The sequence below is a fragment of the Trichocoleus sp. AS-A1 genome (assembly GCF_039962015.1).
Classification (GTDB): domain Bacteria; phylum Cyanobacteriota; class Cyanobacteriia; order Cyanobacteriales; family FACHB-T130; genus FACHB-T130.
Genome location: NZ_JAMPKG010000009.1, coordinates 40363 through 57630 on the forward strand (window position 1 = coordinate 40363; position 17268 = coordinate 57630).

The window sequence follows — 17268 nt, forward strand, 5'->3', positions numbered from 1 at the left end:
TTGTGAGATAAAGTCAGCATTTCCCAAGTTCTAATTCATACGAACAGAATTCTAATTATGTGTTTAATCTACGAGATTCTGAACCAGTAACAGCTAAATCTGCCCTGAGAAAGTCAATGAATTGCCGTGCTGTACGTCCAGAACGCCCGTTGTGGCGAGTTGCCCACTGTAAGGCACGATATTCTAAATCTTCCTGAGTGAGGGAAATGTCGGCTTGGGTTGCGAGATGGCGAACAATGCTTAGGTAGGTGTTCTGATCGGCGGGTTCAAAGGTTAAAGTCAGACCAAAGCGATCGCTAAACGACAGCTTTTCCTGAACCGTATCCCAGGCGTGAATTTCTTCATTGTCCTTGGGACGAGGGCGATCGCTAAAAAATTCTCGAATCAGATGCCGCCGATTGGAAGTCGCATAAACCACCACATTTTGAGGACGTGCGGTTAAATTCCCCTCCAGCACCACTTTAAGAGCTTTGAAAGCGTCGTCATCCTCCTCAAAGGAGAGATCGTCAACAAAGATGATGAACTTCTGAGGCACACCCCGCAACTGCTCGACAATGGTTGGTAAATCTTTCAACTCAGATTTGGCAACTTCGACGAGGCGGAGGTTGCCCGTATCAGGCTCATTTAACAACCCCTTCACCAAAGAAGATTTGCCGCTACCACGACTGCCGTAGAGCAAAACGTGCAAAGCTGGATGACCGGCAAGTAAAAATTTTGTATTCTTCAGCAAAGAGTCTTTCTGAGACTCGTAGCCGACTAATTCTGGAAGCTGCACGGGATCGGCATAGGAAATGCCTACTAACTGCCCAGATTGCCAGCGTAACGCCCGATAAGAAGCAAACAGCCCCGTTCCGTATTGCTGATAATGAGCGGCTAAAGATTCCAGCACATCTACCCAATTTTCTGACATTTGGAATTTCTCCCAAATGGGCAATTCGTGAATTGCACCTACCCTATCCTGCTGCTGGTTCCAGGCGACTGGTGCCGCGAGTAACTTGGCTGCGGCCTGCACCCACCGGCTCAACTGGTCGCTACTGCAATTGTAGAGGCTCTGCAAGGCTTGTAAATCGTGCTGGGCAGCAGCTACCAGCGCCGGAGGCAGTAAAGACGATTGCTGGACTTGCTTGCTAAAAGGATTGTCAGTTCTGAGAATTTGGGTAATTAGGTAGTCTTGCCAACCTTGATTTCTGGCGGCTAAAGCTTGAAACCAAGTGCCGTAAGCTTGCAGGCAAGCCAGTCCATTGGTGTTGCTGCTGCTTAAGGCTTGTAGCAGATTCAGGAAAGCCGTGCCGACTTCCCCACGGAGGACGGATTGATAAAGTAACAGAGAAGCAGCTTGACGTTGCAGAAATTCGATTGAAGCGATCGCTTGAGTATCCATTAATCAACTGAGTGGTGTATCTCAGCTATGGTAAATTGTCTCCCGACGCTAGAAATAAGTTCTACTCAAGCAATGAGGTTTTAACGAGATGAATCTGGGTACTATCGCCGCGATCGCTTACGGAATTTTAGCCATTGTCGGCGGCATCATGGGCTACTCTCAAGCTCAAAGCAAAGCGTCGCTGATTTCTGGCAGTATCAGCGGCTTATTACTCGTTCTCGGCGGCGTGATGCTATTGCAGGGACAAGCGTGGGGGCTGATTTTAGCAACTGTTGTCACCGCTGTTCTCATCATTGTCTTTGCCATCCGGTTGTTTAAAACTCGCAAATTTATGCCTGCGGGATTAATGACGCTCTTAGGTTTGGCGGCGCTGGCGGTGATGATTCAACAACTGGTTGCGATCGCGTAGCGGCGCTTCTAGCTTTCTGGATCTATCCCAAGCGATCGTGCCTGCTTTATTGGCACGCTCTCCAAAATTAACACCCTTCATTCTTAAATCAGCTAAGCCATCAAAAAACTCAGAGAATCCGGCAACATTTCAATTTAGTAGCGACGGCAGGGAACACTAACCTTAGCGAAGCTTTTGCCCACATAGTCGCTTAAGGAGCTACCCATGAGTACCGTCAAAATTCAAGCTACTGAATATCCTATTCAGAAAGTATTTAGCAATGATTTTGTCTTCACCATTCCCCTGTACCAGCGTCCCTACGCCTGGACTACTGAGCAAGCTGGCGAATTGCTTCAAGACCTAATTGTATCCTTAGGTGATGGTAACGAGCCAATTGATGATATAAATCCCTACTTCCTGGGCAGCATTGTACTAATAAAGGCAGATAAACCAGACGCTCAAGTTGTTGATGGTCAACAACGTCTGTCAACGCTAACTATACTACTTTCAGCTCTGCGGACGTTAGTACAGCCCAAATATGCCAATGCCTTAACTAAGTTGCTCTACGAAGAAAGCGACCCAATCCTTGGCTACCCTAACCGATACCGTTTGACTTTGGCAAAGCGAGATGCAGAGTTTTTCAAGGAATACATTCAGGATGAAGGCGGTATTAGCAAACTGGAATCTTTACACTCAACTGCGCTTTCAGATAGTCGTAAAAATATTAAAGAAAACGCGCTATTATTCCTGAAAGAGCTAGGGAGATTTTCCGAATCTCAGCGGGTTCGGCTCGTGCAATTCATTATTACAAGATGTTTTCTGGTAGTAGTTTCAACACCAGACTTAGAATCTGCATATCGGATATTTTCTGTGCTGAATGGTCGGGGTCTAGACCTGTCACTTCCCGATATTTTAAAAGCCGAGATTATCGGGCAAATTCCTGATGACCAAAAGGAAGCATACACTTGCAAATGGGAAGATATCCAAGAGAAACTAGGTCGGGAGACGTTTGAAGACCTTTTTTCATACATTCGCATGATTGCTCGTAAGGCAAAACTCACTGGTAGCATCCTCAAGGAATACCGTGAACATATTAAACCTTGGAATAATTCTCAGGAGTTTATCAAGACAACTTTATGCCCTTTAGCTGATGCTTTCTACAAAATTAAGAATACAAACTATGTAAGCGATAAACACGCCGAAGAAGTAAATAAACTGTTTAAGCAGTTAAATGATATCGATAATTCCGACTGGATACCTCCAGCTATTCTCTATCTCTCTCGTAACCACAGCCATCCTGAGCGATTGGTGAAATTCTTTACTGAATTAGAACGTCTTGCGGCGGGTTTGATGATTAAACGGGCAAATATTAACGAACGCATTGAACGCTATCGTCGCTTGCTAACTGCCATTGAGCATGAGGAAGATTTATATACACCCGATTCACCACTCCAAATTACATCAGAAGAAAAGAATGATATTCTCAAAATGTTGGATGGCGACCTCTACCTGACTCAAAAAATTCGTTTATTTGTATTGCTACGTCTAGATGCGGCTCTGTCAGAAGGTGAAGCCTCATACAACTTTCCCACCATTACTGTCGAGCATATATTACCGCAAAATCCTGCCCATGATAGTCTGTGGGTGAAGTCCTTTACAAGCTTGGAAGAACGCGAAAAATATGTGCATCGTTTAGGAAATCTGGCTTTACTCTCTTGTTATAAAAACAGTGAAGCGCAAAATTATGACTTTGATGTGAAAAAGCAAAAGTATTTCACCACTAAAAAAGGTGTTTCTCCTTTTGCGCTAACAACTCAAGTGCTAATGGAACAGGAATGGACACCCGAAGTCATTGAGGCGCGGCAGAAAAAGCTTATCGGCGTTCTCCAGCAAGTCTGGCGCTTAGAGTAGTAGGCTAACGCCAAGGCGATCGCTTCCTCATTTTCTCTAGTCCAGAGCGCGATCGCTCCTACTTTTTCTGAAGTTTAGATGTGCCTAAACCATCTGCCGAAGTGGAATCTCAATAATAAACTCCGCTCCTCCTCCCGGAGCTGAGAGACATTGCAATTGACCGTTGTGCTTTTCTACAACAATCTGGTAGCTAATTGCCAAACCCAGTCCAGTGCCTTTGCCAATGGCTTTGGTAGTAAAAAAGGGATTAAATAGCTGTTGTCTCACCGCCTCTGTCATTCCAGAGCCATTATCCGCAATTTTGATAACGACGCGATCGCACTCTAGTACCTCGGTGCGAATTTTGATCCAGCTGGGATTTGCCTTGATTTCGGAAAGCGATCGCTGTTTGTTATACTCATCCAACGCATCAATGGCATTCGCGATCAGATTCATAAACACTTGATTGAGCTGTCCTGCGTAGCACTCGACTTTAGGTAAGTGCCCGTACTCCTTAATTATCTGAATGTTGGGATGATCCGGTTTTGCTTTCAGGCGGTTATGCAGAATCATCAGGGTACTATCAATTCCTTCGTGAATATCAACCGCCTTCATTTCAGCTTCGTCAATTCGCGAAAAATTCCGCAAGCTAAGAACAATTTCCCGGATGCGATCTGCTCCCACCTTCATTGATGACAACAGGTTAGGAAAATCTTCTATCATAAAATCTAGGTCAATCGCTTCTATCTCTTCCTGAATTTCTGGCGTTGAGTTCGGGTATTGCTGATGATAGAGCCGCAATAGATTTAATAAGTCTTGGGTGTATTCTCTGACATGGGTGAGATTCCCAAAGATAAAGTTAACTGGGTTATTAATTTCGTGAGCAATCCCTGCAACCAATTGTCCTAAACTGGACATTTTTTCGCTTTGAATTAATTGACCTTGAGTACGTTGGAGTTCTTGGAGAGTATGTTCTAGCTGCTGATTTTTTTCTTTTAACTGAACTTCTTTCTCCTGACGGGCTTCCTCAGCTTGTTTGCGAGCAGTAATATCCATCACGGTGGCACCAAGAGCCATCGGCTTGCCATCTTCTCCAGGTATGGGAAATTGAGAAGTCAACCAGTGCATCAGGACGCCTGGATTGCCAGGTAATTCACCGCACGTCTCCATGTTGAGAATCGCTTCGCCTGTCGTCAGTACTTTGCGTAATGTCGATTCGATCGCTTGTGCAGCGTCGGGCAAGACTTCAGCCAGGGATCTTCCTAAATGTTCTTCTACAGACACGCCATTGAAGTGTGCTAGCGCTTCGTTGATTTGCAGATATCGCATCTGGTCGTCAAGAATACAGAGTCCGACCGGCGCAACGTTAATAAATGAGTTCAAAAGCTGCTCGCGCCGCGCTAATTCTTTTTCCAACGCCCTACGATCGCTAATGTCTCGCGACATCCCAATCAAACCGATAACGTTTCCTTGGGGATCGCGGTAGATGTTTTTTGTTGAGAGATACGTCACCGCGATGTCATTGATATAGACAATTTCCTCTAACGTCTGAGTTGTCCCAGAAGCCATAATTCTGCGGTCAGTCTCCATAAGTTGAGGGGCGACCTCAGGTGGAAATACCTCGGAGTCATCCTTCCCAATCATCTCCTCTACAGACTTGCCAAGGAGGTGGGCACCAGTGGAGTTGATCATTAAGTAGCGACCCTGAAGATCCTTGATAAAAATGATATCAGTCGTTCCTTCAATGACTGCATTCAAGAGGTTATAGCTTACTTGGAGCGCCTCCTCTGTCTCCTGGTGTTCGGCAATTCGCTGGTGTAATTGCTCGTTCAGTTGACTCAGCTCGATCGTGCGCTCCTCAACTCTATCTTCTAGCTCTTGATTCACCTGTTTCAGTGCTGCTTCTGCTCGGTGGCGCTGGCTGTCAACCGCATTCAGGAATCTGGCATTCCACCAAATTAAAAAGGCAAAAATAACTACGTTAAAGACGCCAAAAAGAGCCAGCCCAAGTTCGCTGTCATAAATCTGAGATTGGTAGCCGCATAATATGAACCAGCCCAGCACTGAGGGAATGCCAATCGCGGCTGGCGACATCCGCCGCACCATCAATCCGCCTGCTTTGTCGCTTGTAACAACTGTCATTAGTCCTCGATCTGGACAAGCAAACAGGACTCCGGTGGAAAGCAGGATGAATGCGATCGCTGTGTGCAACGCCACACCTGTGTTGTAACTCTTGCCGTACAACGAGGTGATGCCGTAGATATAGCCCAAAAGACCCAGAAAACCAATCAAAAACCCGCCTAAGCTAAAGCATTGAGCCGGACGGTACGCTCTTTTAGATAACAGCAGAAGGGCAGAGCCAAGCATGAAAAAGCTCAGGGCACTATTGGGAGACATTCGCCCTGGTGCAGAGGTGCCAACAGCGCCTGCTGGGTCTTTAAACAGCAGTTCGTCAATTCCTAGATTCCATCCAAACCCATACTCAATTAGTGTCAATAAACCGATTAAAATGACGATGATCGCCAACACTTGAGAAAGGTCAAACGAAGACTTTCTCCGGTTATCTTTTGTCTTTTGTCTTCTGTGTTCCGCGTCGTGCCACAAACACAAAGACAATCCACTCAGAATAAAGGCTATGCTTGTGTTGGCTTTCATGCTTACCAGCCCTGGCAAAATGCTTTTAAGGGCTGTAATATCTAATATCCAGCCCAGTAAAACAACACATCCAATTAGGGTGACAATAATACCGGCTTTTCTGGAGTAGGATTGTGGAAATTCGATAAACTCCGTCTTTTTAATCATAAGAAGCGGACTCTTGCAAATATCAATAACTGACTAATTATTAACTTTTAATAGAAAAAACCTTTTGAGCTTTCCTAGATAAATTTACACAAATTACCAAAATACTACAATTTATCGTTCGTGCCTAAATATAGGCTAAACTTAAATTTATTCCTAATAAACATAGGATAGATTTACTAATTATAAAACCGTATTTACATTGACTATTTGTCCGTTTTTTACGAAAAAGTCAGTAAATTCACAGATAAATGTTCTGACCTTGTTCTGAACTATTGTAAAAAGAACCATTTAGCGATCGCTTTTGTATTTATTGCAAGGACGCTAGCGAATCAAGAAGCCCATAACCCAGCCTAGTCAAGCAATCTTGAAAAGATTTAATCCATTCTTTTGCTTTCGCTCCTTAATCAGGTGGCAAGGCAACAAATAGCATCTCTGAGCTATCCTGGAATCGCCAGATAGCAAAAGTTGACAAAATGCACTGGATATTAACCGAATCTTTAAGCGTAGAAAATTTAACAGTAGCGATCGCGGGTTTACCGGCATCTTTGCAAGGCACAAAGCTAGTGCAACTGTCTGATTTGCACTACGATGGCAAGCGATTATCCGAAACACTACTCGCAGAGGCAATTGAAGTCAGCAATCAACTCGAACCCGACCTGGTTTTGTTGACTGGCGACTTCGTGACTGATGACCCATCTCCCATTCACGCCCTAGTGCAACGGCTAAAACACTTGCAAGGTCGCGCTGGTGTCTATGCCGTACTGGGCAACCACGATAATTATTATCGTCATTCAAAACAAGTGGTGCAAGACGCCCTGACTAGCATTGGGATTCATGTACTCTGCAATGAAATTGCTTATCCATTGGGAAAAGAATTGCCCTTCGTCGGACTTGCTGATTTTTGGTCGCGGGACTTTAATCCAGCGCCAGTGATGAATCAACTCGATCGGGATACACCCCGAATCGTCTTATCTCACAACCCAGATACTGCCGAGATTTTGCAAGAATGGCGGGTGGATTTGCAACTGTCGGGTCATACTCACGGCGGTCAAGTAGTAATTCCTGGGTATGGTCCAGCGCCGCAACTCCTGCAAAACTTCCGTCACCTGATTCCCAAACCGATGCAGCGTTGGGTGCCTTTTATGAAGGAATGCAATAAAGTGGTAGAGCGTTGGGAATGGGCGCAGGGGTGGCATCAGGTGGGAAAAAACCAGCTATATGTGAATCGGGGGCTGGGAACCTATTGGCCCGGACGCCTATTTTGTCCGCCAGAAGTCACGGCGATCGCGCTGGTGGATCAAAAATAGTTTTTAGTTGTTAGATCAGGAATTTATGTTCTCGTTCATCCGGTCAGATTTATCTCAGTTACGCGCCTATATGCCCCACCCAGGCGGCGCATCAGGAAGTCCAGTCACGGGTTCAATTCCAATCGATCGGCTGGATACCAATGAATGTCCTTTTGATTTACCAAAAGAATTAAAAGAAAAATTGGCATGGACTTATCAGCAGCTAATTGAGACGAATCGCTATCCTGATGGCAGTCATGCCCAACTCAAAGAAGCGATCGCCCAATACGCGAACGAATCCTTAGATGCCTCCATTACCCCAGCCAATATCTCTGTCGGTAACGGTTCCGATGAACTTATTCGTTCCCTCCTGATTGCCACCTGTCTCGGCAACGAAGGCTCGATTTTGGTCGCCGATCCCACCTTCTCCATGTACGCGATTCTGGCTCATACCCTAGGCATTCCTGTGATGAATGTCGGGCGTAAGGAAGCGAATTTTGAAATGGATCTTGCCGCTGCCCAAAAAGCCCTTGAGGAAACCCAGAATCCGCCAATCCGAGTGGTATTTGTCGTTCATCCCAACTCCCCCACCGCCAACGCCTTAACTACTGCTGAATTGGAATGGCTGCGGAGTTTGCCAGAGCATATTTTGGTGGTCATTGACGAAGCTTATTTTGAATTTAGCCAGACAACCGTGGTGGGTGAATTGTCGCAGCATCCAAACTGGGTGGTACTCAGAACATTTTCCAAGGCGTTTCGGCTGGCAGCACTGCGACTAGGATATGCGATCGCTCACCCAGAACTCATCGTCGCCCTCGAAAAAGTCCGTCTCCCCTACAATCTCCCCAGCTTCACCCAAGCTGCCGCTTTACTTGCCCTTTCCCAGCGGCAACTGCTACTTAGCTGCATTCCCCAAATTCTTAGCGAACGAGAAAAGTTACTCGATTTTCTCAAAGAGCAACAGGATTTACAAGTTTGGCCCAGTGCCTCAAACTTCATCTACCTGCGTCTCCCGACAGAGGAAGCCCTGACTCGATTGGCGCAGCAACTCAAAGAACAGGGAACCTTAGTTCGTCACACCGGCGGCGGCATTCGTCTGACGGTAGGCAGTGAAGAAGAAAATGAGCGATCGCGCCAGCATCTCCTGGCAGCCTTAAAAGCAATCAACTAAGCAGGATTAATTAAAAATTAAAAACTAGGAAGTTTTTAATTTTTAATTAATCCTCCAAATCCCGTGCCCTGCGGATAGTATCTGGCAACACCCCCACCAACAGCGCAAAGGCATCGTCAGGTACTTGCGTCAGCGTCTCCGTGCCAAAGAACTGCTTAAACTGTTCGAGGATCTTCTGTGCTCGTTGCAGCGGCACGGGGTTATCCGTAATTTGTTTCGTGAGTCTAATCCACTGTCTCCGAATCAAATAAGCATTCTGCCGTTCCTGAGCGGATTCAGGAGTTACCAATGACAAATTGCCCACTGGCAACACCCATTTCGCATCCACATCAAACAATCCGCCCACAGCCGCTCCTGGCCCAGCAAACTCTGCATGGTAGTGTTTGTAGAGGATCAAGCCATTCCGACGGCGACTATTCACGATCAACAGATGTTTATCATGCAGCTGATTAAGGATATCAGACGATTCCTCGTCAGGGTTCGGGCTTTCATTATTCATGCCATTAGAGCCTTGAGAGCGGGCGACACAGGTAGGGCTTTGATTGGCATCCGCTTTGTATAGGACAGTCTGGTAGCGCTGTTGGTTGTCGCTATCCATGTCAACTCTTACTGCTATATTTTTTCTTTGGGCATGCACCCGAACCGGAAGCACAGAGACAAACCCAAGTCTGTTAGTTCTGGATGGATTGCAAGCTTGAGATTCAGTTTGCCATCTATTATGTATGTAAACAATAATTACATTATCAAAACATTTGACATTAGTATAAGTCACCAAGCGGTAATTCTTAATTTTATTTTATGGCATCTTGTCCGAGCGCAGGAAATATACCAGCCAGTAGTCGCCCACAACCTTACTATGTTGGGTATTCTTCAATAATCTACCCCCAAAAGTGACAATTGTTTAAAGTTAATGTGAAGTTGCGACAAGCAAGAGTCACTGACTGATTTAAAGACTGATTGAATTGATTAAACGTCTTTTCTAGCTAGCAATTTTCAACCCAATCATCCTCAAATCTAGAGAATCTCAGGGAGGCGAGGGGAGGGTTATTTTAGCTTCCACAAGGCAAGTGTTTGTGCAAGAACAGCCGTCGAGGACGCCCCAGCAGCCAGTCACTCCAGCTGGGATCGCTATGGTGTAGGTGATATCCCGCCTTCAGATAAAGCTGCCGTGCTTGATGATTGTTTTCTAACACGTGCAGGTAGAGGTCGCAGAATCCCCATTCCACTGCGGTTCGTTCGCAGCGCAGCAGTAACTGCTGCGCGACTCCCCGTCGCCGACACGAGCGGTGGACAGCCAAATTCGAGATGTAAGGATATTGAGAACTCCACGGTTGCCAGGAACAGGGACGAAGCCCCATTTCAACCGTCCCCACCACGGAATCAGCATTTGTTCCTTGGCGTTCTTGTGCTTTTGGGGACGGGGATGAATCCTCTCCTCTCCCCTGATTGGTACTACCCGGAGCGACAGCGGCTAAACAGATGTAATTCGGAGGAATCAAGCGCAGTCGATTGCGTAAATCTTCGTAAATTCCTAGTCGAAATAACGGATAGGCCAAAGCCCAAATTCCTGACCGAGGGTGAAAGCTATCTGCCAGGATCTCGGTGAGGCTGGTCACATCATTTTGGTGGGCTGCCCGGATGATAAAGTGAGAGGCACCATTCGGTTGTGCGGCTCTTTCAGGTTGGCGGTGCAAGAGTGGAAAGCAGGGATTCACAGCCGAGCGTAAATTGGATATCTAGCAGGTTTCATCCTAGATCATTTTGCAGTGATTTTTGCAGGTTTAAGATCGGGGTACTGGAGCAAAATGAATTAACTGGGAAGATTGACAAGTTGCTGGGCTGGAGAGTTTCTAGGTTGCCCTAGCCGGGAAGAATGCCTACCTTAGGCAAAGCTTCTTTTGTTCCAGCAAGGATACTATTGTACAAGGAGTGCATCGGCCTAGGGAAAATTGGCATCGGACGGTAGAGCCAGCATCGCTATCCTGTCCGGAGCAGCAGCGCTCGTCCAGGTATTTCTCTAACAGCCTGTTATCGATCAATTTCGGAGCAGGGGATATGGAAGCGCGATCGCAGTAGTTATAACTGAGATCCACGCCCAAACGTTAAAGTCAGAAATGAAGAGCGGGTATTTTAAATAAAAAGTAAGTGACAAGTGCATTTTCTCCCCAAAAAGTTATTGAACTGGGTAGGTTCGTTGTCAGTCGTCTGACGACCATAAGCATTGCCTACACCCTACCCCTATTTCTCAGGAACCGCTGTTGGGTAGGACCAAGGCTTCCCCGCAAGGGGAGCGGGGAGCATGAGCCAGAACCGGGGTGTTTCTCGAAAATCGACACCAGAAGGTACAGCAGTACTGAAACTGAAAAATTAAGATTAATTAGGGTGCAACCAGGCAATTTCCACAGCTTCCGGATTCGGAAACAGTGGGATGCGGATAGTAGCTTGGATAGGGAGCGTCTATCTTTATCTCCCATCTGCTTTTCCATCTCAATCGCTGGAATAATCTGTGCATGAAATGGAGACTGTTTTGCATTTGCATGGGCGTAGGCATGAGCTGCACCATACTACAGCAGGAGAGCGGGGCATGAAATCCCAAGCCAGTAAAAAGCCCAAAATTCTGGTCGTCGATGACGAACCCGATAACCTCGACCTGCTCTATCGCACTTTTCATCGAGAATATAAGGTACTCAGGGCAGATAACGGCCCTGCGGCGCTGGAGATTCTGGCGCATGAGGGGGATGTTGCCGTGATCATCTCGGATCAGCGGATGCCCCTGATGAGCGGCACAGAATTTCTGAGCCTCACCGCCACCCAGTACCCAGATATTATCCGGATTATTTTGACGGGTTACACCGATGTGGAAGATTTGGTGGAAGCTATCAACGCCGGAAAGGTCTTCAAGTACGTCACCAAACCCTGGGATGCAGCTGAGCTAAAAGCGCTGGTGCAGCAGGCAATGGATACCCACAACGTTTTGAAGGTTCGGACTGAGGAACTGTGCCGGACGCTGCGCCGCGAATCGCTGCTCAATACAGTCACGAATACCATTCGCAACGCCCAGTACCGGCGGGGCGGTTCGCCCCTTCAGCAAGTCCTCCAGACGATTGTGGAAACCGTGGGTCATATGCTGGAGGTCAGCGTGTGCATTTTGCGTCCCTTCCAGGAGGATGGGATGGCAGATGAAGGATTCATTTATCAGCGACAAGAGGCAAAAGGCAAGCGGCAATCCTCAGGACTCATCATTTCCGAACTGAGTCCATCGTCAGGACAGAGAACGGCAGGACAAAGGACGGAGGAAGAAGGCGGGAGTCAGGAGTCACTAGAATATACGGCTCCGTCTTCAGTTTTGCTCCCTGAGTCTTCTTTGGGAGAGAGCGAGACTGGGCAGCACAATGAAGATCCCCACTCAGTCTTGAGTCTTCAGTCCTCAGTTCTCAGTCAGTTAGTGTGGGAAACGCACGATGTAGAAGTCATTAATGATGTCGAAACAGATGAGCGACTTCCAGGCGATACCCCTGTAATTAGGCAACGCCTAGAGGCAATGCGACAGGCAGATATTCACTCTAGCTTGGTGGTGCCGCTGTATTGCCAACTGGAATTGATGGCAGTTCTGGCGCTGCACCAGTGCGGACAGCCGCGCGTCTGGCAGGATGATGAGATTCAGTTGGTGGTGATGGTGGCGGATCAAGCGGCTCTGGCTCTTTCCCAGGCGCGGGCTTACGAACAGGTTTCTCGACTTGCACAAAGAGAGGCCCTTGTCAATACGATTACAACGGCAATCCGCTCTAGCCTTGACCCGCAGGACATCTTTGCAGCAATTACGCAACAGTTGGGACAAGCCTTGCAAGTGGATGGCTGTGCCCTGTCGCTGTGGCGGAGAGAGGATGAGTTTGTTCAGTGCGTGGGCTTGTATGACGGGGCAGAAAGCCTGGTGCTGGATACATCGGTGAGCGAGGACCCGATTTTCGACCGTACGAGCGAAGCATTTGTCACCAAAATGCAATTAGCTCCGCATCTCGGCAATCATACTTCGCTGCAAGCGAAGAATCCTCAATTACCCCACTCGGTTGTCCCAATTGCCGGAAATCCGGTGTTGCAACAGCTGCTAAATACACAAAACCCCGTGGCAGTCCACGATCTGGATCGGAACCCCGAAATGAACGGGTTCGATCTCCCTCTGCGGAGTCCGGCGCGGGCGCTGTTGGTGGTCCCGTTACTCTCCGATGGTCAGATTATTGGTAGCATTACCTTGCGCCAAACGAACCGACCTCGCCGCTGGCACGCTTCAGAGGTTGAATTAGCTCAGGCGGTGGCAGCACAGGCAGCGATCGCAGTCACGCAGTCCCGACTGTATCAAAAAACTCGGCAGCAGGCGGAGCGGTTACTGGAATTAGACCGGCAGAAAACCGAGTTTTTCCAGAACGTTTCTCACGAATTTCGCACGCCGCTGACTCTGATGCTAGGGCCGTTAGAGTCAGCGGTTAATCAGCATCAGGATATGCCCTACGATCAAGCTGCGATCGCCCTACGCAACTCCCGCCGCTTACTGCGACTGGTCAATCAACTACTGGATATCCAACGACTCGACGCCGGTCGAATGCAAGCCAGTTTCCGTCCTTGTAACTTAGTAGAATTTATCGAAACCATTGTCGAAGCTTTTCGCCCCTACTGCGAGAAAAAAGGCTTGCAGCTGACACTCGAAATGAAACCCTGTCAGCCAGTTTATTTAGATTTAGAAAGATTTGACAAGGTACTCTACAACCTTTTATCCAATGCTATGAAATTTACCGAAGCGGGAGGTACCATAGCCGTGCTGGTGCAACCCGCTGGAGATCACGTCCGAATCCAGGTTTCAGACACTGGCATTGGCATTCGCCCGGAACAAATCCCCCATCTGTTCGAGCGCTTCCGTCAAGCGGAAGGGTCAGTCAACCGCTCCTATGAAGGCAGTGGCTTGGGTTTAGCGCTGGTGAAAGAATTGGTGGAACTCCACGGCGGTCAAATTTCTGTCGAGTCGGTTTACCGAGAAGGCAGCACCTTTACCGTTTGGCTGCAAACTGGAACCGCACACCTACCGCTGGATCAGGTGTTGGAAGTGCCAACTGAAGTCCAATCCAATCGCGCTGCTGTGGAACTGGCAGATTTGGAGGTGGAAGAAGAAACTGGAGACTGGGAACTTTTGAGACAGGATGAAGCAGCATCTTCTCCGAATTCACTACCTACGGAGTCGCAACCACTATCCGCCTCCAGCGTCAATTCCTCCGTCATTCACACCGTTTTAGTGGTGGACGACAATCCAGATTTACGAGCTTATGTGTCTCGGATTTTGCTAAATGATGGCTATCAAGTTTGCATGGCTCGCAACGGCAACGAAGGATTCGCCGTCGCTAAGGAAAGGCGACCCGATCTAATCGTGACGGATTTGATGATGCCCTTTGTGTCCGGTTTGGATATGATTCGGATGCTCCGAGAAAACCCAGAACTCAAGGGAACGCCGATTATTTTGCTCACCGCCAAAGTAGACGAAGATACTCGGATTGAAGGCACCGAGAGGGGAGCAGATGCTTATCTGGCTAAGCCATTTAACGACCGGGAATTGTTAGCGTTAGTCCACAATTTGCTAGCGCTCAAGGAAAATGAGCGCCGGGTGGTGGAGCTGAATTCTTACCTGACTGAGTCGGTGCTGAAGCGCTTTTTACCTCCAACGATGGTGCAGAAGGCGGCAAAAGGCGAACTGAAGCTGGATTTGAGTCCGGAACCTAGGTTGGTTACGGTTTTATTTAGCGACATCGTGGGTTTTACCAGTTTGGCAAATACCTTACGAGCGCGACGAGTGGCTGAGTTGCTGAATGAATATCTAGAAGCAATGACCAAAGCCGTGTTTGATAACGGTGGCACGGTGGATAAGTTTATGGGGGACGCAATTTTAGCGCTGTTTGGTGCCCCAGAGGAACTGACACCCAACGAGCAGGTACGACGGGCGATCGGTGCGGCGCGGCAAATGCACGCTTCTTTGGAGCAACTCAATCAGAAATGGTTGGAAGCAGGCATTGTCGGCACGAGCGATCGCGCACCCGTCCAGTTCCGCTGCGGCATTCACCAAGGAACTGCCGTGGTGGGAATGTTTGGAGGCAATCAACGGTCGGATTACACGGCTATCGGCCCTAGCGTGAATATTGCCTCTCGCCTTCAAGAAGCAGCGGAGCCGAATTGCATCCTGGTTTCTGCTGCCGTTGCCGATTACCTGGACGAGCAGGAAATGACCAAGTGCAGCCCACTCAAGCTCAAAGGCATCGATGAGACCGTTCTCACCTTTGCGGTTGAACTTAAAGAAAGTGCTGGGGACTGAATAAAGTGCTGAGTCCTCAGTCCTCAGCACTGTTCTCCGCTTTGCGCTTATCGTTGTGGGTGGCGCTGATTTCCACCGTCTTCGTCGCGATCGCGGGGGGACTGCTGGGCTACCTGTTGGCACGTTACCGCTTTCCCGGTCGAAACTGGGTGGATGCCATCGTCACGCTGCCCCTAATTTTGCCGCCGACGGTGGTGGGATTTTATCTGCTGGTTCTCTTTGGACGCCAGGGGTTAATCGGACGCCCTCTCTACGAAGCAACTGGTTGGACGCCCATTTTTACCTGGCAAGGCGCAGTCTTGGCGGCAAGCATTATGGCGTTACCGCTGATGGTAAAAACGACAAAAGCAGCTTTAGAAAGTGTTGACCCCGTTTACTTACAAGCTGCTGCTACCTTGGGTCAATCGAATGGACAAATACTTTGGCGGGTTTGGTTGCCTTTAGCCTGGAAAGGTATCCTTGCGGGAATTGTCCTGAGTTTTGCCCGCGCTTTAGGGGAATTTGGCGCAACTTTAATGATTGCGGGGAATATTCCCGGTGTCACGCAAACGATGCCAATGGCAATCTACGAAGCCGTTCAGTCGGGACGCGACAACATCGCCTTGATTTTGGTGGTTATTCTCAGTTCGCTGTCTCTGTTCATTCTTTTTCTGACAAATTTTCTGGAACGTAGCGGATTCAGGTGAACGTCTACTGTTTCTAACAATAAGAGTCCTTCAAGTTTTGAGAATGGCACTACCAAACCAGCGCCCCAACGATCCGGCTCAGAGTCCTCCGACTCGGCACTTACATCTCGTTAGCGCATCGGCTCCACCCCCCTTAGAGAAGCCAGATGCGATCGCCTCCCAGCAGCGAGTCGATGCCCGGAATCGGTCTACATCATCCACGCTGTGGAGTATTTACACTCTAATTTCTGTAATTGTCCATGTATTGGGGATGTGGATGTTGCAGCGGGTAATCATGGGATCTGCCAGCGTCGATGTGGCTACGGAACCCATTCCTGTTGAGCTAATTACCTCCGTTCCCTATTCCGAAGAGAGGTTAGAGCCACAAGCGGCAACTCCCCAACAAAGACAAGAGAGCGATCGCAATTTTAACGTTCCAGGTAGAAGCCCTGTACAGCAGCCGATACCCGCGCAGCCTCAAGAAAATCCTCCGGTAAATTCTCAACCGAGGATTCAGCGCTCTTTCAGAATCCGTTTAAATCCTTTCCCTCAAGCTCAAAACCCTTCGGCTAACTCGCCTTCTACCCCGCAAAGACAGCAGCCGAATTCTGATGTGGTTGCGACCAGACCCATCATCCCTACACCTGCTTTGCGCCCGCCATTGGTGCCGCAGCAACCCCCTGAAACGGGTCGTCCCTTGGGGTCATCCTCCCAAGATGCAGGAACCGCCGCACCTGCACCGCCATCTCAACCGCAGCCATCATCGTCCCAACCCGTCGAACCATCCCCAGCTCCTGTCACCCCTCCGCCAGCTCCTCCCGTACAGGCAAGCCCAGCCCCACCAGCTCCAGCTCCCATTGCACCCGCACCGCCTGCTGAGGAGGCACCAAGCGCACCGTCACCCGCACCCGCAGTGCCCGCAGCCCAAGGTAGAGGCGTTGTGGCAACTTTGTTCAATGTCCGCTCTGGTAACGCTGGCACTGATGAGCCGAACCAATTAGCCGTACCGCAGCAACAGCAGAAACAAATTCCCGACCTTGATTATCCGCTGCTAACTGGGCAAGCTCCCGACCAGCCTATCGTCTTGGAAGTTTTATTGTTGATTGATAACACGGGTAAACCGTCAGTTCAGCGAGTGCTGCAAGGAAGCGGAAATTTAAACGATTCGCAGTTTGTCAATGAGCTAATTCAAGGCTGGAGGTTTCAACCTGCTTACATGGGAGGTGGAGCCGTTGACAGCTTGCTGGAAGTCTCTATCCGAATTTCTCCTCTCTCCCAGTGAAAAAATGCACGCCTCCCCTACTCAAGCTCTGAAAAATTGTGGTATAGTAATCTA

The 17268-nt window shown here is 48.5% G+C and carries 11 protein-coding genes; 7 read left to right on the forward strand and 4 right to left on the reverse strand.

The window, feature by feature from the left end; genetic code table 11:
- Positions 1–55 precede the first annotated feature (55 nt).
- Positions 56–1381, reverse strand: coding sequence for an ATP-binding protein (locus NC994_RS09035; RefSeq protein WP_190431922.1), 1326 nt, complete (start codon positions 1379–1381; stop codon positions 56–58).
- Positions 1382–1469: 88 nt separating this feature from the next.
- On the opposite strand from NC994_RS09035, the gene NC994_RS09040 reads away from it, so the two are divergent.
- Both NC994_RS09040 and NC994_RS09045 read left to right on the forward strand, forming a co-directional pair.
- Positions 1470–1790, forward strand: coding sequence for a TMEM14 family protein (locus NC994_RS09040; protein ID WP_190431924.1), 321 nt, complete (start codon positions 1470–1472; stop codon positions 1788–1790).
- A 204-nt stretch (positions 1791–1994) separates the two neighbouring features.
- The gene (locus NC994_RS09045; RefSeq protein ID WP_190431926.1) at positions 1995–3680 is read left to right on the forward strand and encodes a DUF262 domain-containing protein; all 1686 of its coding nucleotides are present in this window, start codon (positions 1995–1997) and stop codon (positions 3678–3680) included.
- An 84-nt stretch (positions 3681–3764) separates the two neighbouring features.
- On the opposite strand, the gene NC994_RS09050 is transcribed toward NC994_RS09045, so the two are convergent.
- On the reverse strand, positions 3765–6461 hold the full coding sequence (locus NC994_RS09050) for a PAS domain-containing protein (RefSeq protein WP_190431934.1): 2697 nt from the start codon (positions 6459–6461) through the stop codon (positions 3765–3767).
- 473 nt (positions 6462–6934) lie between these two features.
- Here NC994_RS09050 and NC994_RS09055 point away from each other — a divergent pair, with 473 nt between their 5' ends.
- Both NC994_RS09055 and NC994_RS09060 read left to right on the forward strand, forming a co-directional pair.
- Positions 6935–7768 (forward strand): metallophosphoesterase, encoded by an 834-nt coding sequence (locus tag NC994_RS09055; protein ID WP_190430131.1) that lies wholly within the window; start codon positions 6935–6937, stop codon positions 7766–7768.
- Between the two features lie 25 nt (positions 7769–7793).
- Complete coding sequence (locus NC994_RS09060) at positions 7794–8918, forward strand: histidinol-phosphate transaminase (protein ID WP_190431936.1); 1125 nt, start codon at positions 7794–7796, stop codon at positions 8916–8918.
- A gap of 46 nt (positions 8919–8964) precedes the next feature.
- Here NC994_RS09060 and NC994_RS09065 read toward each other — a convergent pair whose 3' ends face one another.
- A complete protein-coding gene (locus NC994_RS09065; protein WP_190414951.1) occupies positions 8965–9516 on the reverse strand; it encodes a hypothetical protein in 552 nt (183 codons plus the stop codon).
- 451 nt (positions 9517–9967) lie between these two features.
- On the reverse strand, positions 9968–10633 hold the full coding sequence (locus NC994_RS09070; protein WP_347276927.1) for a GNAT family N-acetyltransferase: 666 nt from the start codon (positions 10631–10633) through the stop codon (positions 9968–9970).
- Positions 10634–11502: 869 nt separating this feature from the next.
- On the opposite strand from NC994_RS09070, the gene NC994_RS09075 reads away from it, so the two are divergent.
- The 3 genes from NC994_RS09075 to NC994_RS09085 are packed head-to-tail and all read left to right on the forward strand — an operon-like array spanning position 11503 to position 17214.
- Entirely contained in the window at positions 11503–15267 is a 3765-nt protein-coding gene (locus NC994_RS09075; protein WP_190431939.1) for a response regulator, read from the forward strand.
- A gap of 5 nt (positions 15268–15272) precedes the next feature.
- On the forward strand, positions 15273–15953 hold the full coding sequence (gene modB, locus NC994_RS09080; RefSeq protein ID WP_190431946.1) for a molybdate ABC transporter permease subunit: 681 nt from the start codon (positions 15273–15275) through the stop codon (positions 15951–15953).
- 43 nt (positions 15954–15996) lie between these two features.
- Positions 15997–17214, forward strand: coding sequence for a hypothetical protein (locus tag NC994_RS09085; protein ID WP_190431948.1), 1218 nt, complete (start codon positions 15997–15999; stop codon positions 17212–17214).
- Positions 17215–17268 lie beyond the last annotated feature (54 nt).